20 protein-coding genes and 1 tRNA gene are annotated in these 23,913 nt (G+C 66.3%); 7 read left to right on the forward strand and 14 right to left on the reverse strand.

Translation table 11 applies throughout. The features are described 5' to 3' along the window. Positions 1-9: 9 nt before the first annotated feature. Positions 10-1,020: a LysR family transcriptional regulator gene (locus FBY31_RS06920; protein ID WP_142038535.1), complete on the reverse strand. Its 1,011-nt coding sequence runs from the start codon at positions 1,018-1,020 to the stop codon at positions 10-12. A 111-nt stretch (positions 1,021-1,131) separates the two neighbouring features. Here FBY31_RS06920 and FBY31_RS06925 point away from each other — a divergent pair, with 111 nt between their 5' ends. Then, a complete protein-coding gene (locus FBY31_RS06925; protein ID WP_142038538.1) occupies positions 1,132-2,385 on the forward strand; it encodes an MFS transporter in 1,254 nt (417 codons plus the stop codon). Between the two features lie 52 nt (positions 2,386-2,437). Beyond that, positions 2,438-2,941, forward strand: coding sequence for an Lrp/AsnC family transcriptional regulator (locus FBY31_RS06930; RefSeq protein WP_142038541.1), 504 nt, complete (start codon positions 2,438-2,440; stop codon positions 2,939-2,941). Positions 2,942-2,956: 15 nt separating this feature from the next. Here FBY31_RS06930 and FBY31_RS06935 read toward each other — a convergent pair whose 3' ends face one another. Further along, positions 2,957-4,219, reverse strand: coding sequence for an MFS transporter (locus tag FBY31_RS06935; protein ID WP_142038544.1), 1,263 nt, complete (start codon positions 4,217-4,219; stop codon positions 2,957-2,959). 153 nt (positions 4,220-4,372) lie between these two features. Here FBY31_RS06935 and FBY31_RS06940 point away from each other — a divergent pair, with 153 nt between their 5' ends. Both FBY31_RS06940 and corA read left to right on the forward strand, forming a co-directional pair. Next, entirely contained in the window at positions 4,373-4,921 is a 549-nt protein-coding gene (locus FBY31_RS06940) for an Lrp/AsnC family transcriptional regulator (RefSeq protein WP_235012953.1), read from the forward strand. Positions 4,922-4,931: 10 nt separating this feature from the next. Then, positions 4,932-5,927, forward strand: a complete 996-nt coding sequence (gene corA, locus FBY31_RS06945; protein ID WP_142038546.1) for a magnesium/cobalt transporter CorA — start codon at positions 4,932-4,934, stop codon at positions 5,925-5,927. Positions 5,928-5,949: 22 nt separating this feature from the next. Here the strand turns inward: corA and FBY31_RS06950 are convergent. From FBY31_RS06950 to galU, 4 genes are all read right to left on the reverse strand, one after another. After that, a tRNA-Ala gene (locus FBY31_RS06950) sits at positions 5,950-6,022 on the reverse strand. 120 nt (positions 6,023-6,142) lie between these two features. After that, positions 6,143-7,060 carry a hypothetical protein gene (locus FBY31_RS06955; protein ID WP_235012954.1) on the reverse strand — a complete coding sequence of 306 codons (918 nt, stop codon included), beginning with the start codon at positions 7,058-7,060 and terminating at the stop codon, positions 6,143-6,145. Between the two features lie 81 nt (positions 7,061-7,141). Then, complete coding sequence (locus FBY31_RS06960) at positions 7,142-7,762, reverse strand: GNAT family N-acetyltransferase (protein WP_142038549.1); 621 nt, start codon at positions 7,760-7,762, stop codon at positions 7,142-7,144. A 4-nt stretch (positions 7,763-7,766) separates the two neighbouring features. Continuing rightward, on the reverse strand, positions 7,767-8,672 hold the full coding sequence (gene galU, locus FBY31_RS06965; protein WP_142038552.1) for a UTP--glucose-1-phosphate uridylyltransferase GalU: 906 nt from the start codon (positions 8,670-8,672) through the stop codon (positions 7,767-7,769). A 105-nt stretch (positions 8,673-8,777) separates the two neighbouring features. Between galU and FBY31_RS06970 the strand changes: the two genes are divergently transcribed. From FBY31_RS06970 to cpaB, 3 genes are all read left to right on the forward strand, one after another. Next, positions 8,778-9,395 (forward strand): 5-formyltetrahydrofolate cyclo-ligase, encoded by a 618-nt coding sequence (locus tag FBY31_RS06970; protein WP_268815628.1) that lies wholly within the window; start codon positions 8,778-8,780, stop codon positions 9,393-9,395. A gap of 123 nt (positions 9,396-9,518) precedes the next feature. Beyond that, positions 9,519-9,797 carry an FmdB family zinc ribbon protein gene (locus FBY31_RS06975; protein WP_142038555.1) on the forward strand — a complete coding sequence of 93 codons (279 nt, stop codon included), beginning with the start codon at positions 9,519-9,521 and terminating at the stop codon, positions 9,795-9,797. Positions 9,798-9,897: 100 nt separating this feature from the next. Further along, entirely contained in the window at positions 9,898-10,623 is a 726-nt protein-coding gene (gene cpaB, locus FBY31_RS06980; RefSeq protein ID WP_142038557.1) for a Flp pilus assembly protein CpaB, read from the forward strand. 65 nt (positions 10,624-10,688) lie between these two features. Here the strand turns inward: cpaB and FBY31_RS06985 are convergent, their stop codons facing one another. The 8 genes from FBY31_RS06985 to FBY31_RS07025 all read right to left on the reverse strand — a co-directional run bounded on the left by FBY31_RS06985 (position 10,689) and on the right by FBY31_RS07025 (position 23,831). Further along, positions 10,689-14,849 carry a DUF4011 domain-containing protein gene (locus tag FBY31_RS06985; protein ID WP_142038560.1) on the reverse strand — a complete coding sequence of 1,387 codons (4,161 nt, stop codon included), beginning with the start codon at positions 14,847-14,849 and terminating at the stop codon, positions 10,689-10,691. Positions 14,850-14,978: 129 nt separating this feature from the next. Continuing rightward, on the reverse strand, positions 14,979-16,568 hold the full coding sequence (gene guaA / locus FBY31_RS06990) for a glutamine-hydrolyzing GMP synthase (RefSeq protein WP_142038563.1): 1,590 nt from the start codon (positions 16,566-16,568) through the stop codon (positions 14,979-14,981). Between the two features lie 109 nt (positions 16,569-16,677). Further along, positions 16,678-17,232: a DUF3817 domain-containing protein gene (locus FBY31_RS06995; RefSeq protein WP_235012955.1), complete on the reverse strand. Its 555-nt coding sequence runs from the start codon at positions 17,230-17,232 to the stop codon at positions 16,678-16,680. Beyond that, complete coding sequence (locus FBY31_RS07000) at positions 17,229-18,089, reverse strand: SURF1 family protein (protein ID WP_142038566.1); 861 nt, start codon at positions 18,087-18,089, stop codon at positions 17,229-17,231. Before FBY31_RS07000 ends, FBY31_RS06995 begins: the two co-directional genes overlap by 4 nt. A gap of 103 nt (positions 18,090-18,192) precedes the next feature. After that, entirely contained in the window at positions 18,193-18,681 is a 489-nt protein-coding gene (locus FBY31_RS07005) for a PTS sugar transporter subunit IIA (RefSeq protein ID WP_142038569.1), read from the reverse strand. 39 nt (positions 18,682-18,720) lie between these two features. Beyond that, complete coding sequence (locus FBY31_RS07010; RefSeq protein ID WP_142038571.1) at positions 18,721-20,460, reverse strand: glycerol-3-phosphate dehydrogenase/oxidase; 1,740 nt, start codon at positions 20,458-20,460, stop codon at positions 18,721-18,723. Between the two features lie 101 nt (positions 20,461-20,561). After that, on the reverse strand, positions 20,562-21,698 hold the full coding sequence (locus tag FBY31_RS07015; protein WP_142038574.1) for a GuaB3 family IMP dehydrogenase-related protein: 1,137 nt from the start codon (positions 21,696-21,698) through the stop codon (positions 20,562-20,564). 222 nt (positions 21,699-21,920) lie between these two features. Continuing rightward, positions 21,921-23,831: an ABC transporter ATP-binding protein gene (locus FBY31_RS07025; RefSeq protein ID WP_142038578.1), complete on the reverse strand. Its 1,911-nt coding sequence runs from the start codon at positions 23,829-23,831 to the stop codon at positions 21,921-21,923. Between the last annotated feature and the right edge of the window lie 82 nt (positions 23,832-23,913).

Raw genomic sequence — 23,913 nt, forward strand, 5'->3', positions numbered from 1 at the left:
GGTTACTGGTCAGGAGCGCGGAGGACTTTCGTGGCCTGTGCGGGGCAGCCGGGACCGCCGTTGCACCAGCCCGGCCAGCAGTTCCGGCCCTTGGGTGAGGACCAGTTCGCGGAACAGCCGGACGCCCAGGGGCTCCAGGTCGGGATTTCTTTGGCGCCAGCTCAGGCCCACATCGCGGAAGGCCAGGGCCGAGTCAAGGGGCACCTCCACCCAGCCCAGGTTTCCTGTTTCGCCGCTGACGTCCCGTCCGGGAGCATCCCCGCCCGGAGGCAGGATACTGACTCCGAGTCCTGCCGAGACGAGGCCCCTGACGGTGTGCGTGTCCTGGCTTTCGAAGGCGATCCGGGGCCGGTATCCGGCTTCCCGGAAGAGTGCATCGGTGAGTGAGCGCATCCCGTACCCGGGGCCGAGCGCCACAAACGGGTCGGAACGGATGTCGGCCACCGAGGCCAGCTTGCGCCCTGCGAGCGCGTGGGTGTGATGGACCACCAGGCGCAGGGGCTCGCGGTAGAGGAGGGCAGAGGCGAGGTTCCGCCCTTCGGGGGCGACGGGCGCGGTCAGTGCCAGGTCGGATTCACCGGCGGCGAGCTGGGCCAGGCAGGTGTCGCGTGCTCCCTGGGTCAGTGTGAAGACGGCGCCGGGGTGGCGGCTCCGGAAGGCGCTGATGAGGAGCGGCAGGGTTGACTCACCGAAGGTGTGCTGGAAGGACACCGGGATCCTGCCGCGAACCACGTCCGATTCGCTACGGACCAGGTCCAGGCCAGCTTGGAACTCCGCCAGTGCCCGCTCGATGTAGGGCAACAGGGAGCGGGCAGCGGGAGTGAGGCGGACTCCCCTGCCCTCCCTGACCAGCAGTTCGGTTCCGACGACGGCGCTGGCCCGCGACAGCGCCCTGCTCACCGTCGACTGGGGTACTCCGAGGAGTTCGGCCGTCTCGGTGACATGCTGTGTCCTGCCCAGCTCGGACAGCAGCGGCAGGAGCGGAAGAAGCTGCACCAGCTGCTTATGGTCGGGCTCCAACAGCGGCCTCCTGGTTGCGGTCCATGCAGGGCCAATTGTTCCGTATTTGCTATGAGTCTTGCACAAAAGATGCATTGGAGGCTTCAGTCCGGCCGGGGCTACGCTTGCCGGATGCAGCGCAGTGTCCCCCACCCCCGTCCCCAGGATTCCGACGGCGGCTGGCACGGACACGCGAAAGGTTCCAGGGCGTACGGCCGGATCATCCTCGGCCTCGCCTTTGCCGGGGTAGCAACCTTTGCCCAGCTGTATTCCACCCAGGCTGTCCTGCCGATCCTTGCCGCGGACCTGAACGTCACCGCTGCCGAGGCCGCACTGACCATCTCGCTGGCCACTGTCGGGCTGGCGGTTACGGTTATCCCCTGGTCCTTCCTGGCGGACCGGATCGGCAGGGTCAAGGCCATGGCCTGGGGCATCACGGTGGCCACGGTCCTGGGCCTGCTGGTTCCCCTGTCCACCAGCTTTCCCTTGCTCCTGGGCCTGCGGCTCCTCGAAGGCATGGCCCTGGGCGGCATTCCGGCCATCGCCATTGCCTACCTGAACGAAGAGGTGACCAAGGCGCACGCCGCACTCGCTGCGGGAAGCTACGTTGCCGGCACCACGCTGGGCGGCCTTGCCGGACGGCTGGTGGCAGGCCCTGCCGGGGAACTGTGGGGATGGCGCGCCGCTGCCCTGGCCGTATCCGTCCTCGCAACGCTCGCCGCCGTCGCCTTCCTGGTGCTTGTGCCGCGGGCCCGGGGGTTTACGGCTGCCAAGGCAGGACTGCGCGGCGCTGCCCGCACCCTCGGCGGCCATGTGCGCAATATCCGCCTGCTCGCGCTGTACGTCCAGGCTTTTTTGATGATGGGCGGCTTTGTGGCCGTGTACAACTACCTGGGGTTCCGGCTTTCCGGTGAACCCTTCGGGCTGCCCGCCACGGTGGTCAGCCTCATGTTCCTGGCCTACCTGTCCGGGACCTTCACGTCCCGCTGGGCAGCAGGACTGACCATGCGTTTCGGGCGCCGGAACGTACTGCTTGCCGGGCTTGCCCTCTCGACGGCGGGCCTCGCCCTCACGTTCACCGCGTCGCTGGCGCTGATCCTGGCGGGGCTGGTGGTTTTCACGGGCGGCTTCTTTGCGGCGCACAGCATCGGTGCGGGGTGGACGGGTGCCATTGCCAGCACCGGCCGGGCCCAGGCGGCCTCACTGTACAACCTTGCCTACTACCTCGGGTCAAGCATTATCGGTTGGGCCGGAGGCCTGCTCTTTCAGTCCTTTGGCTGGAACGCCCTGGCCGCCGCCGTCATGATCCTTGCCTGCCTCACAGCGGTGACTGTCGCCGTCGTCCATCCGAGGGAAGCAATACTTCCCAAGGGAGCAGGCGCCTGAATGCCGCCGCGGGGCGTCTAGGATAAACGCAGGAACATTGTGAGGAGCCGCCGTGAGCACGAATGCCAGGAACACCAGGCCGGGAGTGCACCTGGAGCCCCTGGATGCCATTGACGAGCGCCTGCTGGCGGCCTTGGTGGCGGACGCGAGGATCTCCAACAAGCAGCTCGCGGAACTGGTGGGCATAGCGCCCTCTACTGCGCTGATGCGGACCCGGGCCCTCTCGGAGCGGGGCATCGTGCAGGGTTATGAGGCGAAGCTCAACCTTTCCTCCATCGGCAGGTCGGTGCAGGCCCTCGTTGCGGTGCGGCTCCGGGCGCATGACCGGGACCAGATCGACCGTTTTACAGCCCGCGTTCCGCACCTGCCGGCAGTGCTGTCCACATTCCATACGTCAGGCTCGGTGGACTACCTGCTGCACATCGCGGTCGCCACCACTGAGGACCTGCGCGACTGGGTGCTGGACAACCTGGCCACAGACCCCGTGGTAGGCCATACGGAAACCACGCTGGTGTTTGAACACATCCAAGGCAACCACGGGCCGCTCCCGGAGTAGTCCGGCCAGCCCCGGCTAGCCCTGGGTCCGCTGCCGCACCACATGGCCTGGCAGTGCCTGGCGCAGCGTGAGGGCCGCCATGATGAACGCCGCCACACCGCAAAGCACCACGAAGCCCGCAACAGATTGTTCCAGGCCGAAGACACTCGAGGCCCAGCCGAGCCCGAGCACGGGCACGGCGCTGCCCAGGTAGGTGATGACGTACAGCGAGCTGATGGTCTGGGCCTGCCGGGCGGGCTCCACACGGCCCGCCACATCATTGAAAACGGTGCGGAAAGCCAGTCCTTGGCCCACGCCTGCGGCAAGGCTTGCAGCCACCAGCAGTACCGCACTGCTCCAGGCCCCTGCAGCGCCGAGCAGCAGTACGGAAACGCCCAGGACCGCCAGACCGGCGGGCACCAGGAAGCGGCCGCGAACGGTGGACAGCTGCGTCAGCGCCGATGCCGCCAGCGTGAGGCAGGCGAGCAGGCCGATCAGGGGGCGGCTTTCGACCGCAAGGATCCGGGCAAAGTAGCTGGGAGCCAGTGAGAGGCAGAAACCGAAGACCGCAAAACTGAGGAAGCCGACGCCGGAGGCGAGCCAGAATGCGCCGCGTGCCTCCCGCGTGACGGAAGGACGGCGCGGTGCCAGCAGCTGCAGCGGGCTGGGTCCTGCCGGCGGCTGGATGGCGGGGCGGGCCCGAAGCAGGTACAGCGGGACCAGGAGCGCAGCGAGGACTGCGGAATGGACGTAGTAGGGCGCCGAGGTGGCCCCGGGAAGAAGGGACAGCAACCCGCCGATGACGGGGCCCGCGGCCACTCCCCCGGCTGACGCCAGCAGGGTGAAGCGGGAGGCCCACTCCGGGCGTGCGGGAAGCAGCTCACGCAGGGCCGCGGCGCTGGCGCCGGTGGCAAGGGCAACCGCAGCTCCCTGGAGCGCACGTGCTGCGCACAGCGCGGCCAGGGTGTGTGCTTCGGCGAACAGCCAGCCGCCGGCAAGGCCTGCAACAACAGCCAGGATGAGGGCAGCCCTGCGTCCGATATGGTCCGACCAATGACCGGCCAGCATGAGTACGGCCACCAGTGCCAGGACGTAGGTGGTGAAGGCGGCCGTCACGTCAAGCGGGGACAGCCCCAGCTGCACCTGCAGCAGGGGATACAGGGGCGTGGCCAGGTTGGCGCCAACCAGGAGCGTGAAAATGACGGCGCCGGCCAACACCAGGCGTGCCGTGGTGGACGCGTCCCACCCTGCCGTGGTGGCTGACGCCGGACGCATGCCGAGCTCGCTGAAGACCGTCATTGGGCCGCCTTTGCTGCTGCCGCGGCAGGTGGTCCTTGTGGGAACCTGGCGCGGATGGATAGTGGATAGCTCTAGGGTGGAGCAAGATCGCCCTATTGGACGGCGATGGCTGTCAGAATTGAGCACGATCATCAAAATATTGATGCGCGAGTGATGGAGAGTGATCATCTGAACAGCTTGGACGCCACCGACCTGAAAATCCTGCTGGAACTCATCCGCGACCCGAGGATCCAGATCGGGGAGCTCAGCGATTCCCTCGGCGTCGCCCGGAACACTGCCCAGTCGCGGGTCCGGCGCCTGCTCCGGGCGGGGGTGCTGCGGTCCGGCGGACGGGAGGTGGACCTGGAGGCTGTGGGGTACGACGTGGTGGCCTTTGTAACCATCGAAGTGTCCCACCGCGAGCTGGACGGGGTGGTGGCCGCCCTGCGGCTGATTCCGCAGGTCCTGGAAGTGCACGAAATTTCAGGGCGGGGCGATGTCTGGTGCCGGGTGGTGGCGACCGATACCCATAACCTTCAGGCTGCCCTGCGCCAGGTGCTGAGGATCAAGGGCGTCATCCGGACGGAAACCGTCCTGGCGCTGCACACGCATATCCCCTACCGGACAGAACCCCTGATCAGCGGCCTGGCCAAGGCGTCCACGGCCGGCCAACACGTGCGCGCCAAGCCCTCACACTCCGGCAGCGAAGAGGCGGACGGCTAGGATTTCGGGAATGACGATCATTGACAACGCCGTTTACGTCAACGGCGTCCGGCACGCTGAGCCTGAAAGCTTGGAACAGACCTTCGAAATGCTGGCGCAGCACGGCGGAATGGCGTGGATCGGCCTCTACCGTCCCACGTCCACGGAAATGGCGGCGGTGGCCACCGAGTTCGGGCTGCACGCGCTGGCGGTGGAGGACGCCATTTCCGCCCATCAGCGGCCCAAGCTTGAGCGTTACGGGGACAATCTGTTTACGGTGCTTCGGCCTGCCCGGTACCTGGACGTCACGGAAACGGTGGAGTTCGGCGAACTGCATGTCTTCACGGGCAGGAATTTTGTGGTCACGGTCCGGCATGCGGAGACGGCGGGTGTGGCCCGGGTACGCCAGCGGCTGGAAAGCAGGCCGGATTTGCTGCGGCACGGGCCCGAGGCCGTCCTGTATGCCTTGCTGGACCGGGTGGTGGATGACTATGGCCCTGTGGTGGCGGGGCTTGAGAACGACATTGACGAGATTGAAGACCAGCTGTTCAGCGGGGACACCGCGGTATCGCGGCGTATCTATGAACTTGCGCGCGAGGTGATCCAGTTCCAGCGCGCCATCCACCCGTTGCCGGATATGATGCACCAGCTCAAGCGGGGGTTCGAAAAATACGATGTGGAAACCGAGCTCCGCCACAGCCTGCGCGACGTGGAGGACCACGTGGAGCGTGTCATCTCCCGGGCAGACTCCTTCCGGGACCTGCTGCAGAACGCCCTGACCCTGGACGGCACCCTCACCGCCAACCGGCAGAACGAGGCCAGCGCAGAACAGAACGAACAGGTGAAGAAGATCTCCTCCTGGGCTGCCATCTTCTTCGCTCCATCCTTCGTGGCCGGCGTCTACGGGATGAACTTTGACCACATGCCGGAACTTCACTGGGTCCTGGGCTACCCGCTGTCGATCGTTTTGATGGCAGCCACGGCCGCGGCCATGTACGCAATCTTCAAGAAGAAGGGCTGGTTGTAGGCGCTGACCGAAAGGAATTCTGTGGAGCTAAGGGGATTCGAACCCCTGACCTCTTCGATGCGAACGAAGCGCTCTACCAACTGAGCTATAACCCCGGAACGAGCCGACCTGCAGTTGCTGTGCGGCACCGGTGACCCTAGGCTACAAATTTTCCGCGCCCAATGCCAACTGGCACGCAAAAGGCGGCCGGAACGCCCGGCCGCCTTAGCAAAGAGTCACGCGCGGCGGCGCTGCAGGACGTCGTCGAGATTGCTGAGCGCGCTCTGCGCCTTGGTCAACTGCTGGGCCTCGGCGGCCGGTGCGGCGGGGACGCCGGCGGCGCCCTGCTTCAGGGACGGCTTGCCCGTGGCCTTGGGCGCCTCGGGCAGCTCAAGGGGCTCGGGCGCCGGACGTTCGGCCTTTGCCGCCTCCACGTAAACGGGCTTGGGAACCTCCACGGGCTCCCAGGTGGTGCTCGGGGCGGCCTGCACGGCACTGGTGTCGCCGGCTGCCACCGCAACGGCGAGTGCCGCCTCGCGAAGTTCCATTGCCGTCAGCGGCCTGATCTTCGGCCGGCCGGCCTCGGCATCAAAAAGGGGGCTTTCGGCACGGGCGGGCGCAGCCTGGGGCTTCGGCGGAACCTGGGCGGCTGCGGGCCTCGCTGCCGGTGCGGCCATGGCGGAGCGGAATGCAGCGTTCACCTTGGCCTTGCGGTCGCGGACAGCGAGCCTGCGGAGCAGGACCACGGACGCCACGGTCAGGGCGGCGCAGGCCAACGGAAGCACGGGACTTCCCAGCCCGAAAGCCAGCAGCACGGCAGAGACGAACGCGGTCAGCAGCGAAAGCAGTCCCGCCAGGGCAAGCGCCGTGCGGCCGTACCGGATTTTGAAATGGCCCGTTGCGGCTGTGCTGCCTGACGGCGCAGCGGATCCGGTACTCTTCCTGGTGTCCATGGCTTTCTCCTGCTGGGCGACGACCTTCAAGACCAGCCCCGCTCGAGGGTCCGGCACATCCTCGGCAGGTGTGTCTGCCAGGAAGTCGCCGGCGGCCTGGAACTGGTGCCGGCGGTTCCGGAGGACGTAGGGGGCAACCCATACAATCCAGAGCACGACGGCAACCACAAGGATCACGGAGCTGCTAAGGGGGAAGTCCACACTCAAAACCGTATGAGCAACACGACGGCTGCAGCCGCATTAGCCACGGTGTGTCGTGGCGCGCCTGGCAAATCATTGGATTTATGACGTCCGGGAAGCCAGCCATCGGTTCAGCAACCCCTCCGGAACCTCCTCGGAGGTCAGTGCAAACGAGCGGTGGTCAGCCCATCCGCCGTTGATATGCAGGTAGCGTGGCCGGTATCCCTCATCCCGGAATCCCAGCTTCTCCACCACCCGAAGGCTGGGCCCGTTCTCAGGGCGGATGTTGATTTCCATCCGGTGCAGGCCCAAGGTCCTGAAGCAGTGGTCCGTCACCAGCGCCACGGCCGTGGGGGCTATCCCCTGCCCCGCCCGCGCCTGGTCAACCCAGTATCCCAGCGTCGCCATCATGGCCGAACCCCAGACGATCGACGAAACGGTCAGCTGGCCCACGATCACGGAATTCCGAACTTCCGGCACACGTTTGGTAATCACAAATGGAAGTGCGGTGGCCTGGGCGGCCTGGGCGTTCAGGGAACGGACCATTTGGCGGTAATCGGGCAGCCCGCCGGCCGGATCCGGGTTCGAGGCTTCCCATGGCGCCAGCCATTCGCCGTTGCGGGCCCGCACTTCCGTCCACTCTTTTTTGTCCCGGTACCGGATGGGCCTCAGGACCAGGTCGCCGCATTCCAAGGTGACGGGCCAGATAGGGCCGGGGCGCACGGGACTACTTGGACAGGCCGGCGGTGAAGCCCGGCAGCCACTCCCGGAGGCCGGGACCAAGATCGTCGCTGTCAATCGCGAGCTGGACACAGGCCTTCAGGTAGCTCAGTTTGTCCCCGGTGTCGTAGCGGCGTCCCCGGAAGACCACACCGTAAACGCCCTTCCCCTCGCCCTCTCCGGACGCGAGTTCCTGCAGGGCATCGGTGAGCTGGATTTCGCCGCCGCGGCCGGGACCAGTACGTTCCAGGACATCGAAAACGGCGGGATGGAGAACATACCGGCCAATGATTGCCAGGTTGGACGGCGCTTCCCCAGGGGCCGGCTTTTCGACCAGCCTGTTGATGCGGACATAGCCCTCACCGTCGATCTCCTCGATGTCGGCGGAGCCATAGGCGCTGATCTGCGACGGCTCCACCTCAATGAGGGCAACGACCGAGCCGCCCGTTTTGGCCTGCACGTCGATCATCGTGCTGAGCAGCTCGTCCCGGGCATCAATGAGGTCGTCTCCCAGGAGGACGGCGAAGGCTTCGTTGCCGACGTGCTGCTTGGCGCGGAGCACCGCATGGCCCAGGCCGTTCGGGTCACCCTGGCGGACGTAGTGGATGTCGCCAAGGTTGCTGGCCGCCTGGACGGACGCCAGTTTTTCGGCATCCCCTTTGCCCTCGAGGGTGGACTCCAGCGACGGAACGCGGTCGAAGTGGTCTTCCAGGGCCCGCTTGTTCCGCCCGGTGATCATCAGGACGTCGTTGAGGCCCACATGGACGGCTTCCTCGACCACATACTGGATGGCGGGCTTGTCCACCACTGGAAGCATTTCCTTGGGCATGGCCTTGGTGGCAGGCAGGAACCTGGTGCCGAGTCCGGCTGCTGGTATCACGGCTTTGCGAACTCTCGGGTTACTGGTAGTCACCCGACTAATCTAACGTCAGCGTCAAGCAATCAGTAATTATTGAAGGGCTGCCGGACCCGCGGCAGCAGCAAAGCCGCCCGATTGGCGAGTGATGGAGGAATAGACGTGCTGGAGGACGCCAAGGCTGTCAAGAACAGAATCCGTATGGAACACCGCCAACGCCGGGCAGCGATGACTCCGCAGCAGCTTGAGGTGGCAGGCGCTGCCCTGGCACGTCACGGCGCAGCCTGGGCGGAGTCCCTGGCTGGTGGCGCTCCGGCCACAGCCTGCGTCTACTTCGGGGTGGGCATGGAACCTCCGACGCTTCCGCTCATCAGCAGGCTCCATCACAACGGCCACAGCGTCCTGCTCCCCGTCTGCGAGCCGGGGCGGGAACTGGCCTGGGTCTTCTGGGACCCTGACGCGGGCTTCGAGCAGAGCCGGTTCGCTCCGATCCTCGAGCCCAGGGGTGAGCGGCACGGGCCGGACGTGGCAGCAACCGCTGCCGCCCTCTTTATCCCCGCGACGGCAGTGGATGTGACAGGCAACAGGATCGGGCAGGGCGGGGGTTACTACGACAAGTTCCTGGGCCATCTGGCCACGGCCGGGAAGAATATCCCGCTGGCCGCCGTTATCTACGACGAGGAACTGCTCCCCGCGGGGCAGATTCCTGAGGAGGAGTTCGACCGTCCCGTTCCGGCCATCCTGGCGCCGTCAGGATTCCGGGCTCTTGCGGGCGGCTGAGTCCTCCTCTGATGATCCTGCGGGGATGATAGAATTAGCACTCAGGCCCTGCGACTGCTAACGGACGGACCCTCCGGCCGGGCAGCACGGGACCTCTCGTTTTGCCCAAGAGGAGGAGCACCAGTGCCAACGTATGCGTACGCCTGCAAAGATTGCGGCCATGCCTTCGACATCGTCCAGTCGTTTTCGGACAGCTCTTTGACCTCGTGCCCTGAGTGCCAGGGGACACTGCGCAAGAAATTCAACAGCGTGGGTGTCGTCTTCAAGGGATCCGGCTTCTACCGCACGGATTCCCGGGACTCCAAGGGGAGCACCGTCTCGGCAACCACCCCCGCCGCGTCCTCAACGCCGACTCCGGCTGCGGCACCTGCCGCTTCCGCTCCGGCTGCCGCAGCCAGCTAGGAACAGCTCAGCAGGACCGCCCGACGCCGGCCGTCCGGTTTGTCCACATAGGGCGCCTTGCGCCTGTTGCCGGCATTCCCGCCGGCCGTAGCGTTGCCGCATGCCTGCAAACCTGCTCCGTCCCGGCGGGGGCTCTTCCCGCTACCCGCGCGGTGCCCGGCGCCCGCGTGGTTTCGGCCGCCGCCCCGCCGGGCCCCGTCTTGCCGGCTGGCTGAGCCGGAACCGCCGGCTGGCCGTTGCCCTGCTGCTGTGCCTGGCGGCCGCGATCACCGTCCATCAGCTCACCCCCGCCCCCGCCTACACTGTCACCGCGATTGCTGCCGCGAAGGACCTCCCGGCCGGCTCGGCAATGGGGCCGGCTGACCTGGCGCGCGTGCAGGTTCCGCCGGACATGATGGCTGCGGGTTTCCTGGATCAGGAAAGTCAAGTGGCCGGGAAACAGTTGGCGGCTCCGCTGCGCAAGGGCCAGCTTCTCACGGACGCCCAGCTGCTCGGTCCCGGGCTGCTGGCCGGCACACCTCCGGGTTCAGCAGCGGTGCCCCTCCGCATGGCGGACCCGTCATCCATCCAGCTCGTCTCGCCCGGGCAGCTTGTCAACGTGGTGCTGACGGCCGCCAACGGCTTCGACCAGCAGGCGCCGTCAGAAGTCCTGGCAACAGGCGTACCCGTACTCTGGACCTCCGGCAAGGGCGGCCAGAGCGGGCAGTGGCTGGGTACTGCCGAAACGGATGGACTCATCGTGGTAGCGGCAAGTGCGGAGCAGGCGGCGCGGCTGGCCGGCGCCTCAACGCAGGGAAAACTCTTCTTTGTCCTGGTGGGCCCATAAGTCGAGGTGCTGCAGCAGTGGTGCATACACCATGCTGCGGCGGATGCCGGGCCGCGGCCCGGCTCTCAGCCCCAGTGCGGCGGCTTCTGTTCCTTCAACCAGGCATCGTGGTCGTCTTCCACGTCGCCCCAGCGCCGGGGGTCATCTTCGGCAGCCCTGGTGGGCAGAACGCCGGCAGTGTCGGCCTGGGCCTGGTCCTGGTTCTGGTCCTGGCCGTCCTCCGGCGCAGGGCGGGCCGGGACGGACGGTCCCTGCCCGGAGTCATTGTTTTTGTCTTCGGTGGCCACGGGGACCGCCTCCTTGCTTTCCTGATGCTTTACCTGCAGGTGGCCCTGTTCCCCGCCGGGCACGTACTGGTCCGGGCCGTTATTACGCCGGGACCGCAGCTCTCGGGCGTCGATGCCGTTGAGAGCCTGATCCACGTCGTCGTCCAGGAACCCGGGTGAGGTGGCCGCCCGGCCCGGCAGCACAACCCGCTCAAGGCCCAGGTATCCGGCGATCCGGTCGGCGCAAGCGGACGGATCAGTGAATACCTCAATGGTCCACAACGGCATGTACCGCCAGCCCAGCCGCTCCAGCAGCTGCGGGCGGAGCCGGCTCCGTTCACGCACGCTCATGGTCCGGTATTGTTCGGTGCCGTCGGACTCGATGGCCACCGGCCACGGCAGGTCTGCGTCCTCCTGGCCCACGGTGCCCAGCGGATCGGCAGCGGCCACAACGTCGATGGCACCATCGTACTGGTGCCATACCCGGGCGCCGCGTGCCCGCAGCCTGTCCCCAAGGTCAGCCACCAAAGGGTCGGCGCCCAGGGCCTGCTCGCTGGCGGCAGCGCGCGACGCGGGAGTTCCGAGGTCCGTGTTGCCGGAGATCTCGCGGTCCAGCAGCGAGTACAGGTCCACCGCGCCGTGCGCCAGCCGGGTGTGGTCCAGGTCCTCGGGCCGGAAGCAGGTGAGCACGTGCATGGACCGGCGTGCCCGGGTCATGGCTAACGCAAACTTCTCCCTGCCTCCCTCTGCCGAGAGCGGACCGAAGTTGTGCAGCGCACGCCCGTGGGGGGTGCGGCCGAAGCCCGGAGAGAAGATGACGTGGTCGCGCACCAGGCCCTGGGCGCGTTCCAGGTCAACCACCCGGAAGGACTCCGGACCGGCGCCGAAGAATCCTGCCAGGCCCGGGTGGTTGGGCAGCTGCAGCCGGATTGATTCTCCGATCCGGGCAGCATGGCGGAGGCTGGCGGTGACCACCGCCAGGGACGTGCGGGGACGGGTCCGTGCGTGTTCGAAGACCAGCTGCACCACGCGGTTAACCTCTGCCACCACCGACTCCACGCCTTCGTGGTCCGCACTGGGAAGTCCGGTGCCGTCCGGCAGGTACTCCACCAGGAGCGCCCGGTCCAGGCCAGTAGCGGACTGGCCCTCGGGCAGCCGGCGGAGGCCGCCGTCGTAGAAGTTTTTGCTGAGCTGCAGGACCAGGTCCTCGTCCACGGCACGGTAGACGAAGTTGAGCCGCCACACGGGAAGCACAGCGGACAATGCCTTGAAAGCACTTTCCACCCGCTGGTGGGCCGTCTCCCCTGCCGCCAGCCGCTCCACCCCCACGGTGAAGGTCCGCGGGCTGGCGATCATGGCGTCACCAAATGCGATTACCTGGCGGGCGCGGGCGATGGACGGAAGCACGGCCTGGAGCGAGGTGGCCTCGGAATCCAGGATCACCACGGCGTCGAAGTGCTGTTCCGCGGGCAGGAGGCCGGTCATCAGGTAGGGGCTGACGGACCAGACGGGTACCAGGGTGCCGATCAGGTCGGGTGCCTGCGCAGTGAGCGCCGGGAGCGACACCCTGCCGTCCTTGAGCAGGCTCCGCAGCAGGTCGGCCTGCCGGGGGTGGGCGGCGATGGCGGCCCGCCACCGTTCGGCCAGGTCCCAGCGAAGGCGTGCCGCGCCGCTGGCGATATGGGCGTTATCCGCAAGCCGGTATTCGGCCTCAAGCTGCCGCAGGGCGTCACCGTCAGACATGGCCAGGTAGTCGTCGCCGCTGATCATGGCTTCGAGGGCCGACTGCCACCATGCCAGTTCAAGTTCTGCCGCCACCGAATGGGCCGGCACCTCGCGCTCCGCCAGGTCGGCCAGGAGCTCGCCCAGCCCGTGCTCGCGCATGTTCTCGATCAGGAGGGTGCGCTCAGGCAGGGTCTTGAGGGTATCGGTGTCCGCCACCAGCCGTTCGAGCCGCTCCATGAGCTCCTCGTACCGGACGCCAGACAGTTCGCCACCGGCCCCGGTGTGCCGGAGCGCTTCACCCAGCTGGGCCAGCTCATGGTCCAGGGCACGGTACATGGCACTGATTTCGGCGAGCCCGGACGGAACCGCGGGGTGGCGCTGGGTGGTGGCGTAGCCTGCCCACAGCGCGCGCTGTTCCTGCACCAGGACCAGGGAACTGTGGAGATCGGCAATATGGACGCCTGGCCGGACGTACTCCTTGGCCACCCTGCGCAACCGCGACCGCTGCATGGCGGTCAACTCGATGCCGCGCTCCCGGCGCCAGGCTGACGGCGCGGTGGCTGAAATGAGGTCGGTGACAGGCCTGTCGAAGATATCCGGGGTGAACTTGTCCAAGCTTCCCCGCACAGCCATCAGGAGCTCGAGCTGTTCACCCCATTCGGCAAAGGACTCACCCAGGCGGATTTCGGCGTGCTCGGCCACGGCGTTCATCCGTTCACGCAGGGCGGGCAGGCTCTTTTCAACGGACCGGACCAGGTCCTGCGCCTCTTCTGTTTCCTTGCGGGTAAGGAGCCGCGCTCCATGCCAGGGGCTGGTGGTGGACGCCTTGCTGAAGCTTCCCAGCTCCGCTGCCCGCCGGAGCCGGCCAGCCAGCTCGTCGCGGTCCCTGATGCTGTCCAGGACGCTTCGCTTCAGCCGGACTGTGGTGGCAGGCGCCGGGTGGATCGACGTGAGCTCAGCCAGTGACTGCATGGCCTGGTAGGGCGAGCAGCCCCAGCGCTGGCGGACGTTGTGCAGCGACGCCACGTGGTCCATCAGGGCGTGCCGGTGCTCCGTCAGGGTGTTGTGCAGGTTCCCCAGCTGCGGTTCGAGGGATTTTTCGTTCCGGACAATGGACCGGAGCAACTGCCCCTTCAACTGTTGGGGAGTAACGTTCCCGGACAACTGGAACAGGATGGACTCAAGGCCCAGGGTTTCCAGCTGGCTGGACACTTCGTTCAGGCTGGCGCGGCGGTCGCCCACAACCAGGACGGTCTTTCCGGCGTCCACCAGGGCGCCGATGGTGTTGATGGCGGTCTGGGTCTGACCCGTCCCGGGAGGGCTGCTGACCACCAGGGAATCACCGGCACGGGCAGCGTCGATAACGTACTGCTGGTCGACGTCGGCATCGAGAAGGAGCATCTCGTCCCCGGGGTGCCTGCTGTCCAGCGGCGGGAACCGCGAGGGGTCCGGCTCCTCCACGTCCACCACTTCACCGCCTGCCGCAGTGGCAAGGGCGGACACGATGGGGTTGGAGTCGTTGATCCAGTGGTCGTCCAGGTTTCCGGAGAGGTCTGCGAACGTGGACACCAGCAGGTTGTGCTGGGCCTCGGCCCCGTGGATGGGCCTGATCAGCGCCGCCAGCCGGTCCAGGACGGGCTGCGGATCGAACCGGGCGGTGCTATAGGCGAGCCGGGTCACGGCGTTGACGTCGAAGACAATGCCGTGGATGTTCTTCAGGTGCCGTACCAGCGCGGGGTTGATGTGGGCCTGCTCGGTCAGCTGCAGTTCGTAGTCGTCTTCGCCGGGACGGACGGTGAGGGAAATCGCCGTGAGCATCACCGGCGCGGAGATGCGCTGCGGTTTGCCGCCGACGGCGGACGTCCATACCACCGTGCCTGCCGAAAGGTATCCGGCGTCGATGCCGCGATCGTTGGCAAGCTCAAAAATCTTGGACCGGATGTTCCGGGAGGCGCGGGCGGCCACGACGTACTGCTGGCGGTCCCGGATCAGGGTGGAGAGCCGGGTCCGGCGCCCGGCCATCAGCTGGGCCAGGCCGGATGGGTGGGCGTGGGTCAGGTCGATGGAGCCTTCCGGCGTCTTGGTGAAGCGCAGCATCGTGTCCGCCCCGGTGACGGGTTTAAGCCCGGACAGCCATTTACGGAGCTCCTCGGAGCCTTCCGGGTGGCCTTGACCAACTGACACTACTGCCTTCTTTTCTGCGCTTGCGCCTAACGCCCTGGACCATACCGGCATAGATTCGAGCGTAGCCGCTCCGGCGCCGGACTGAGAGACCGCAACACTGGGGCAGGCTAAATTGCGGAGGATTTCGCGGATGAAACAGCAGTGGCCGGCCCCTTAACCGGAGGCCGGCCACTCATGCTGCTATTCCCACTCGATGGTTCCCGGGGGTTTGCTGGTGACATCGAGCACCACGCGGTTCACGCCTTCCACCTCGTTGGTGATGCGGTTCGAGATCCTGGCGAGGAGTTCGTACGGCAGCCGTGACCAGTCGGCCGTCATGGCGTCCTCGGAGGAGACGGGACGGAGCACGATGGGGTGGCCGTAGGTGCGGCCGTCACCCATGACGCCCACGCTGCGCACGTCGGCGAGCAGGACCACGGGCATCTGCCAGACTTCGTTGTCCAATCCGGCATCGGTCAGTTCGGCGCGTGCGATGGCGTCCGCCTTGCGCAGCAGGTCCAGGCGGTCCTTGGTGACTTCACCGACGATGCGGATACCCAGGCCGGGACCAGGGAAGGGCTGGCGGCCAACTATCTCCTGCGGCAGGCCCAGCTGGGCGCCGACGGCACGGACCTCATCCTTGAAGAGGGCGCGCAGCGGCTCCACGAGCTCGAACTGCAGGTCCTCGGGAAGCCCGCCCACGTTGTGGTGGCTCTTGATGTTCGCGGCACCTTCACCGCCGCCGGATTCGACGACGTCCGGGTACAGCGTGCCCTGGACCAGGAACTTGATCTTTTCGCCATGCGCAACAGCCTCGGCGATGATGGCCCGTTCAGCTTCTTCGAAGGCCCGGATGAATTCACGGCCGATGATCTTGCGCTTGGTTTCGGGATCGCTGACCCCGGCAAGGGCCGAGAGGAAGCGTTCCTGCTCGTTGGCCACGTAGAGGTTGACGCCGGTGGCGGCAACGAAGTCGCGCTCCACCTGCTCGGCTTCGCCTTCGCGCAGCAGCCCGTGGTCCACGAACACACAGGTGAGCTGGTCGCCCACTGCACGCTGGACCAGGGCAGCGGCCACGGCGGAGTCCACGCCGCCGGAGAGGCCGCAGATGACCCTGGCATCGCCGATCTGCCGGCGGATGCGCTCCACCTGCTCCTCGAGGATGTTGCCGGTGGTCCAGTTGGGTTCCAGCCGGGCGCCCTTGAAGAGGAAGTTTTCCAGGACCTGCTGGCCGTAGGCGGAGTGCTTGACCTCGGGGTGCCATTGGACGCCGAAAAGGCCCTTGTCCTCGTTGGCGAAGGCAGCCACTTCAGCACCCGCGGTCGTCGCCAGCACTTCAAAACCGTCCGGTGCCTCGTGGACGGAATCGCCGTGGCTCATCCAGGTGTTCTGGTGCTGGGGCATGCCCTCCAGGACCGAGCGGCCTTCACCGATGATGGTGGTCTGGGTGGAGCCGTACTCCCGCAGCCCGGTCTTGTCCACCTTGCCGCCCAGGGCGTTGGCCATGGCCTGGAAGCCGTAGCAGATGCCAAATACGGGGACACCGGCTTCGAACAGGTCGGCACCGACGCTCGGAGCGCCGTCAGCGTAAACGCTGGAGGGACCACCGGAAAGGATGATGGCGGCAGGGTTCTTGGCCAGGAGCTGCTCGGTGGTGTAGGTATGCGGAACCACTTCCGAATACACATTTGCTTCCCGGACGCGGCGGGCAATCAGCTGCGCGTACTGGGCACCGTAGTCAACAACCAGCACCGGCTTCTGGGAAGTCTGGGATGCAGTGGGAGTAGTCACCGTACTAGCCTACTTGGCGCCGTTGCACCGGCGCACCTTGAGAAGCCGCGCTGTGACGCAGCACTCCCCGCCGGGCGAAAGCCCGGACCGGCAGCGCCGCAGCGGGCTATCAGTACCGCTGGGGTGCCTGGGGATGGGCCGCGAGCTCGGCCTCCACCTCGGCATGGAACTTCTTCTCCACAATGAAGGACAGGAACGGGATAACGCCGCCCAGTGCCAGCAGGATCAACTTCAGGAACGGCCACCGCATCAGCGACCACAGCCGGAAGTTGGAGACCAGGTACACCACGTACATCCAGCCATGGACAATGAGGACGGCCACGGAGAGATTGACGCCGCCCAGCACGCCCTGGGGTTCTGCGCCGGCGAATCCGAAGCCGAAGGGCTGGCCTGTGACAGCGTTGGTGCCGCCGGCGAAGAGGTACTGCCCGAACCCGTAGCGGACGATCAGTTCGGCGCAGAGGAGCAGCAGCATGGTGCCGGTCAGGTAGGCCATCACCTTGTAGAACTTCAGGGCGGACCGGATCTGCGCTTCGGTGCCGCCGAAACGGCGCTTCTTGCCGGCGGCCTTGCCGCTGGTGTTGCTGCCTGCGTTGCTGCCTGCGTTTCTGCCTGTGTTGCTGCCTGCGGCCGAGGCGGGGCTGGCCGGTTTGGGATCAATCATGGCTGTACCTTTTGCTGGTTCTGTTCAGGGTGCTGGTGCTGGTTTGGTTCCGCGGGTGGATGGCTGTCCCCGGCGTCGTCGAGGGCTTCTTCGAGGTCCCGGTGGTAGTCGTCCTTGACCAGACGCCACCAGATGAAGAGGGCGAAGCCGGCGAAGACAACCCATTCAAGGGAGTAGAAGAGGTTGAGCCAGTTGATTTTCTGGGCGGGCGGCTGCGGGCCGATCTGGAGGGGAAGGATATCTCCCTGCACCGCCGCGGCGCTGACGTCAGCGCCGCCGGCCACTTCTGCGGTGGCAGCGACGAAGCCGGGGTAGCTGCTGACTTCCCAGTGGTTGATGAGCTCCGCCACCGACACCGCCGTCGCCTGCCCGGGCGCCGCTGCGGTACCGGCCACTGGTGCCTCGGACGGAAGGAGCCGCCCTGTGAGTTCAATAGTGCCCGACGGCGGGGTGCCGGCATCAGCGGGATCGGCCACCCATCCCCGGGCCACCGGGATCCACGTCTGCGGAGAGGCGGCAACGCCGCTGAGGGCCGGGGCTCCGGAGACGGCGAAGGCGGAAACCACCCAGTAGCCGGTCTTGCCGTCGTGCAGCCTTCCCGGCACCAGGACCTGCTTTGCGGGATCGTAGCTGCCCTGCGCACTCACCATCTGGTCGGCGTCGGTCCCGGGGAAAAAGTCCCCCGGTTCAAGCGTTTCGGTGAGGGGCTGTACCTGCTCGGTGGCCGGATTGACCGGCACTTCCGGCTGGGTGGAGCGTCCGAACTGCCATTGGCTGAGCAGCACGAAGACCCCGGAGATCACGATCGCAAAAACAAAGCCTGCGATCCATCGGGGCTTGAGGGCTGTTTTCCACACGTCTTAACCGTACTTCGTCCCTCTGTAGAACAACTAAACGCCCAGTGCCGGGACGGCCATGGGCTCCTGCCCGCACCGCAGGGAGCAGGCACGGGGCCAGTCGTCAGTGATCGAAAAACACCAGGCTGGAATTGATGAGCTCCGAGATAACCTCGGCGTCGTAGGCACGGCGGAGCGATTCGCGGAAGGACTCCTTGGACAGCGAACGTGCCAGGGTGGCCAGGACTTCGAGGTGGTCCGAGAAGGAGCTGGCAGGGGTGGCGATCAGCAGGATCACCGTGGCCGGGCCGTCGGCGGCACCGAAGTCCAATGCGTGCCCATACTTGGCAATGCCGACGGCAATTGAGGTGCGGGACACGTATTCGCTGCGGGCATGGGGCAGGCCGATGCCGCCTGGAAGCCCGGTGGCCAGCTGGTGCTCCCGGGCGTTGACATGCGCAAGGAACCCGGGCAGGTCCGAGACCCGGCCGGCGGCGAAAAGCCGTTCCGCAAGCTGGGTGGCGGCGTCTGCCTTGTCCGCTGCCTCCAGCTCAAGGATCACCATGTCGGGGGTGGTGAGGTCGGCATCGTACCGGTCAAGTGGTTCCGCCAAGGCGTATCCCTTCAGTGAGGAGCTGGTGCCGCGGGCCCCTCAGCGCAAGGGCACGATATCTTCCACGCCCAGGCGGGCGGCGTCTGCGGATTCGTCGTCCGGCTGTTGCTGGCTCAGGCGCTCGGCCTCCACCCGTGCGATGTAGTGCCTGATCTCGTTTTCGCGTTGGGCCTCGCTCCAGCCAAGGACGTCACCCATCAGTTTAGCGACTACGGGAACCGCTGACACACCGCGGTCCCACGCCTCGATGGAAATCCGGGTCCGGCGGGTGAGGACGTCGTTGACGTGGCGCGCGCCCTCGTGGCTGGCGGCGTAGACGGCTTCAGCCTGCAGGTAGTCATCGGCTCCGGGGATCGGTTCGGCGAGGGCCGGGTTTTCCTTGATGATGGCCAGGACTTCGGGGGTCAGCGAGCCGTACCGGTTGAGCAGATGTTCTATCCGGGCCACGTGCACGCCGGATTCCTCCGCTGTGCGGTTCCGCCGGTTCCAGGCCGCCTTGAAGCCGCTCGCGCCCAGCAGCGGGATGGTTTCCGTGCAGCTCGGCGGGACGCGTTCGTCCATGGTCCGGGTGGCCTCGTCCACCGCGTCCTTGGCCATCACCCGGTAGGTGGTCCATTTGCCCCCGGCCACCACCACCAGGCCGGGAACAGGATGCGCCACCACATGTTCGCGTGACAGCTTGGCCGTGGAGTCGTTTTCCCCCGCAAGCAATGGGCGCAGGCCGGCATAGACCCCTTCCACGTCTTCGCGGGTCAGTGGCCGCTTGAGGACTTTGTTGACGTGCTCCAGGATGTAGTCGATGTCCTTGCTGGACGCCGCGGGATGGGCTTTGTCCAGGTGCCAGTCGGTGTCTGTGGTGCCGATGATCCAGTGCCGGCCCCAGGGAATGACAAAGAGCACCGACTTCTCAGTCCGCAGGATCAGGCCCACAGTGGACTGGAAACGGTCGCGGGGAACCACCAGGTGGATCCCCTTGGATGCGCGGACCTTCAGCTGGCCGCGCTCGGTGACCATGGCCTGGGTTTCGTCGGTCCAGACGCCGGTGGCGTTAATGACCTGCTTGGCCCGGATGTTGAACTGCGTCCCGTCCTCATGGTTGACCACCTTGGCGCCCACTACCCGTTCGCCTTCGCGCAGGAAGTCCACCACGGCCATCTGGTTTACCGCGTGGGCACCGTAGTAAGCGGCTGTCCGGATGAGGTTGGCGCAATATTTCGCATCATCCACCTGGCCGTCGTAGTACCGAATGGACCCCACGAAGGCGTCGTCCTTCAGGCTTGGCGCCGCGCGCAGCGTTCCCCGTTTACTGAGGTGCTTGTGGAACGGCACTCCCCTGCTGTGGCCGCTGGAGACGGACATGGCGTCGTACAACGCGATTCCGGCGCCAACGTAGGGCCGTTCGAGAAAGGGCTTCGTCAGCGGATACAGGAAGGGCACTGGCCGGGCCAGGTGGGGCGCGAGTTCGGAGAGCAGCAACCCACGCTCCTGCAGCGCCTCTTTGACGAGCGCGAAGTCGAGCATTTCCAGGTACCGCAGGCCGCCGTGGATGAGCTTGGAGGACCGCGAGGAGGTTCCGGCCGCCCAGTCATTGGCTTCAACGATGCCGACGTCCAATCCCCGGGTGACAGCATCCAGGGCAGCTCCAGTGCCCACGATGCCACCACCAACAATGAGGATGTCCAGCTCCTGGCCGGGGTCCGCCGTCGCCCTCAGCCGCTCAATGGCAGCCTTCCTGGCTGCAGGCCCCAAGGCTCCGCCGTTATCAGGAAAACTCTTCATCGAACGCCTCCAGTGCCGCTAGTCCCGGTCGTGGAACCACACTACTTCGTTGCGGCACGCTTGGGCAGGGCAGGCAAGGGCTGGCCCTGCTGCCCCGCGCGTCAGTTCCCGGAGTACGGAGAAACGACGACGTCGACGCGCTGGAATTCCTTCAGGTCGGAGTAGCCGGTGGTGGCCATGGAGCGGCGGAGCGCACCGATAAGGTTGGACGTTCCGTTGGTGTGGTGGCCGGGGCCGAACAGGACCTCTTCGAGGGGTCCGACCGTACCGACGTTGACGCGGTCGCCGCGCGGCAGTTCGAGGTGGTGCGCTTCCTGGCCCCAGTGCCAGCCCTTGCCGGGCGCCTCTTCAGCGCGCGCCAGTGCATGGCCGAGCATGACGGCGTCGGCGCCCATGGCAATGGCCTTGACGATATCGCCCGAGCTGCCCATGCCGCCGTCGGCAATAACGTGGACGTAACGCCCGCCTGACTCATCCATGTAGTCGCGGCGGGCGGCGGCGACGTCGGAGATGGCTGATGCCATCGGCGAGTGGATGCCCAGGGCGCGGCGGGTAGTGGTGGTGGCGCCGCCGCCGAAGCCCACCAGGACGCCGGCCGCGCCAGTGCGCATGAGGTGCAGGGCGGGGGTGTACCCGGCTGCCCCGCCTACGATAACGGGAACATCCAGCTCGTAGATGAACTGCTTGAGGTTCAGCGGCTCGTGGTCCTTGGACACGTGCTCGGCGGACACGGTGGTGCCGCGGATAACAAAGATGTCGACGCCGGCAGCCAGGACAGTCTTGTAGTGCTCCTGGGTGCGGTGCGGGGTGAGGGATCCGGCCACCGTGACGCCGGCGGCGCGCATCTCAGCCAGGCGGGACGTGATCAGTTCGGGCTGGATGGGTGCCTTGTACAACTCCTGCATCCGGCCCGTCACCGCGGGGCTGTTGACCTCGTCTTCGAGCGCGCCGATCTCGTCGAGGATGGGCTGCGGGTCCTCGTACCGGGTCCAGAGCCCTTCGAGGTCCAGCACACCCAGGCCGCCGAGCTTGCCCAGGGCGATGGCTGTTGCCGGGGACATCGCGGAATCCATCGGGGCTGCGATGACCGGCATGCCGAACTGGTAGGCATCGATCTGCCACGAGACGGAGACGTCCTTGGGGTCGCGGGTACGACGGTTGGGGATAATTGCAATGTCATCCAGGGAGTAGGCACGACGCCCACGCTTGCCACGGCCAATCTCGATCTCGTAAGTCACTGCTCTAGATTATCCCAGCCGGGCTGCTGTCCTTGTCTAGAGTGACGTGATGGGCGCACGGTGGGTTTTCGACGGTCATATTGCCGGAATAGGCACCTCCTCCGGCCTGCGGGTGGTTGTAGGAATGTGGCAGGAGGGACGTCGTGCCGCCGGTGACTTTCGGCTTCAGCAGTGTCCCGCCACAGCCCACCCTTGCCAGGGTGCGCACTACGGTGGTGGAAGCTACACCCCTTCGGCAGGGCCCACGCCAGCAGGGTTCCCTGGCCGAGCGTGCGAGGTTAGGGGGCTGGTGGGGACGCCCAGCTGCGACTCGAACATCCTGAAGTAGCGCCCCCGCAGCGCCACCAGTTCGCTGTGCGTGCCCTGTTCCACAATCTGCCCGTCTTCGAGCATGTACACGATGTCCGCCTTCTCGATGGTGGCGAGCCGGTGGCTGATGGCGATGATGGTGCTGCTCCGGTCCGCGAAGAGGCGGGTAAAGATGCGGTGTTCGGCAAGGGCATCGATGGCTGACGTTGGTTCGTCCATCACCATAAAGGAAGCATCCCGGTAGAAGTTGCGAGCCATGGCCAGCCGCTGCCACTGGCCGCCGGACAGCCCGCTGCCTTTGCGGCCGCGGGGGTCCTCCATCCAGTTGCTGACATGGTTGTCCAGGCCGTTGGGAAGTCTGTTGATGAAGTCCAAAGCCTCGGCATCGCCGGCGGCCCTCCTGATCCGCGTATCGTCCCGGGGTGAGTCAACGTCACCAAAGTAGATATTCTCGGCGGCAGTGGCGAACTCGTACTTGAGGAACTCCTGGCTCAGCACTGCCAGGTGCCGGTGCCAGGACGTGACGTCGACGGCGGCGAGGTCCACGCCGTCGAGCATTACCTGCCCCGAATCCGGACGGTAGAGGCCCGCGAGGATCCGGATCAGCGTGGACTTCCCGGCGCCGTTCTCCCCCACGATGGCAATATGTTGGCCTTCGCGGATGGTCATACTGATGCCGCGGATCACCTCGATGTCGCTGCCCGTGTAGGTGAAGCGGATGTCGTTCAGCTCAACGGTTTTCGGCGCTTCCAGCAGTGGCGGGGCATGCTCCGAGTGCACCGGCAGCGCCATAAACAGCTCATAGTCCTTGAGGTTTGCCAGGTCCTCGTCGATGGAGCTGAGGGAGGAGACCAGGTTGTTGGCCGTGGACAGCGCCCGGCTGACAATCTGCTGCACGTAGAGGAACTGCCCCACCGGCTGTGCGCGGGCGATGATCTGCCCCACCACCCAGATCAGCGAGACAACCTCCGCGCCGTACTGGAGGGCGTCCGCGGCAAGCTGCTTGGGGATGTACCGGCGCTGGAAATCAAGACGGCGGCGCTCGTCAGCGTCGCGGAGGCGGGAGCGAAGATCCATCAGGTAGCCGACGACGCCGTACAGGCGCATCTCGGCAATGTGCTGTGGCCGGAGCAGGTTTTGTTCGATCATCCGGCGCTGCCGCCGGGAGTCCACCTGTGTGTTCCAGTGCGCGATCTGCTCCCTCGACAGCCTGAACTGCAGGTACACGCTGGGCACGATGGCCACCAGGACAATCACGGCGATCCACCAGCTGACCAGCAGCAGTGCACCGACGGCGAGGACCACGGAGACGAGCTGTGTGAAGATGGCAGCGATCCGGTCCAGGACGCGGGCGTATGAATCGGAGAACCTCTTGGCGCGGTCGTACAGGTCAACGGTTTCTTTATCGTCGTAGCGCCAGAACTCGAGGGCGAGGAACCGCTCGTACATCTGGTCGCCCACGATGGCGCCCACCTTGAAGCTCATCAGCTGCTGGATATAGCGGTCCACGCTGTTGAAGGCACCCCAGAACAGGCCAAGCGCGGCGGTGATGATGACGTAGACAATTGCCAGCTGCCCTGCACCGGCGTCACCGGCATAGGCAGCCGCCAGCGCCGTGGTGGTGAGCGCGGCGAAGTAGGTGGTTACCAGCGGAAGCACGGCCGAGATCAGGGAGCTGAGCACCTTCATGACCACCGCGCCCGGTGAGGCCCGGAAGCTGACCCGCAGTACCTGGGCCACTGCGCGGGCGTACGGGCGAAGGGCAAGCCTGCGCTGGGAGTCCGTTTTGCGGCTCAATTCAGCGGGGTGACGCGGTGGGGGCATGCCTCAAGCCTAGGGCGCGCCGCTGCTTTGCCGTAGCCCGTGATCCGGAGCGCCGTAGCCCGTGATGCCACTCGCAACAGCC

The sequence above is a fragment of the Arthrobacter sp. SLBN-100 genome, from assembly GCF_006715305.1.
Lineage (GTDB): Bacteria > Actinomycetota > Actinomycetes > Actinomycetales > Micrococcaceae > Arthrobacter.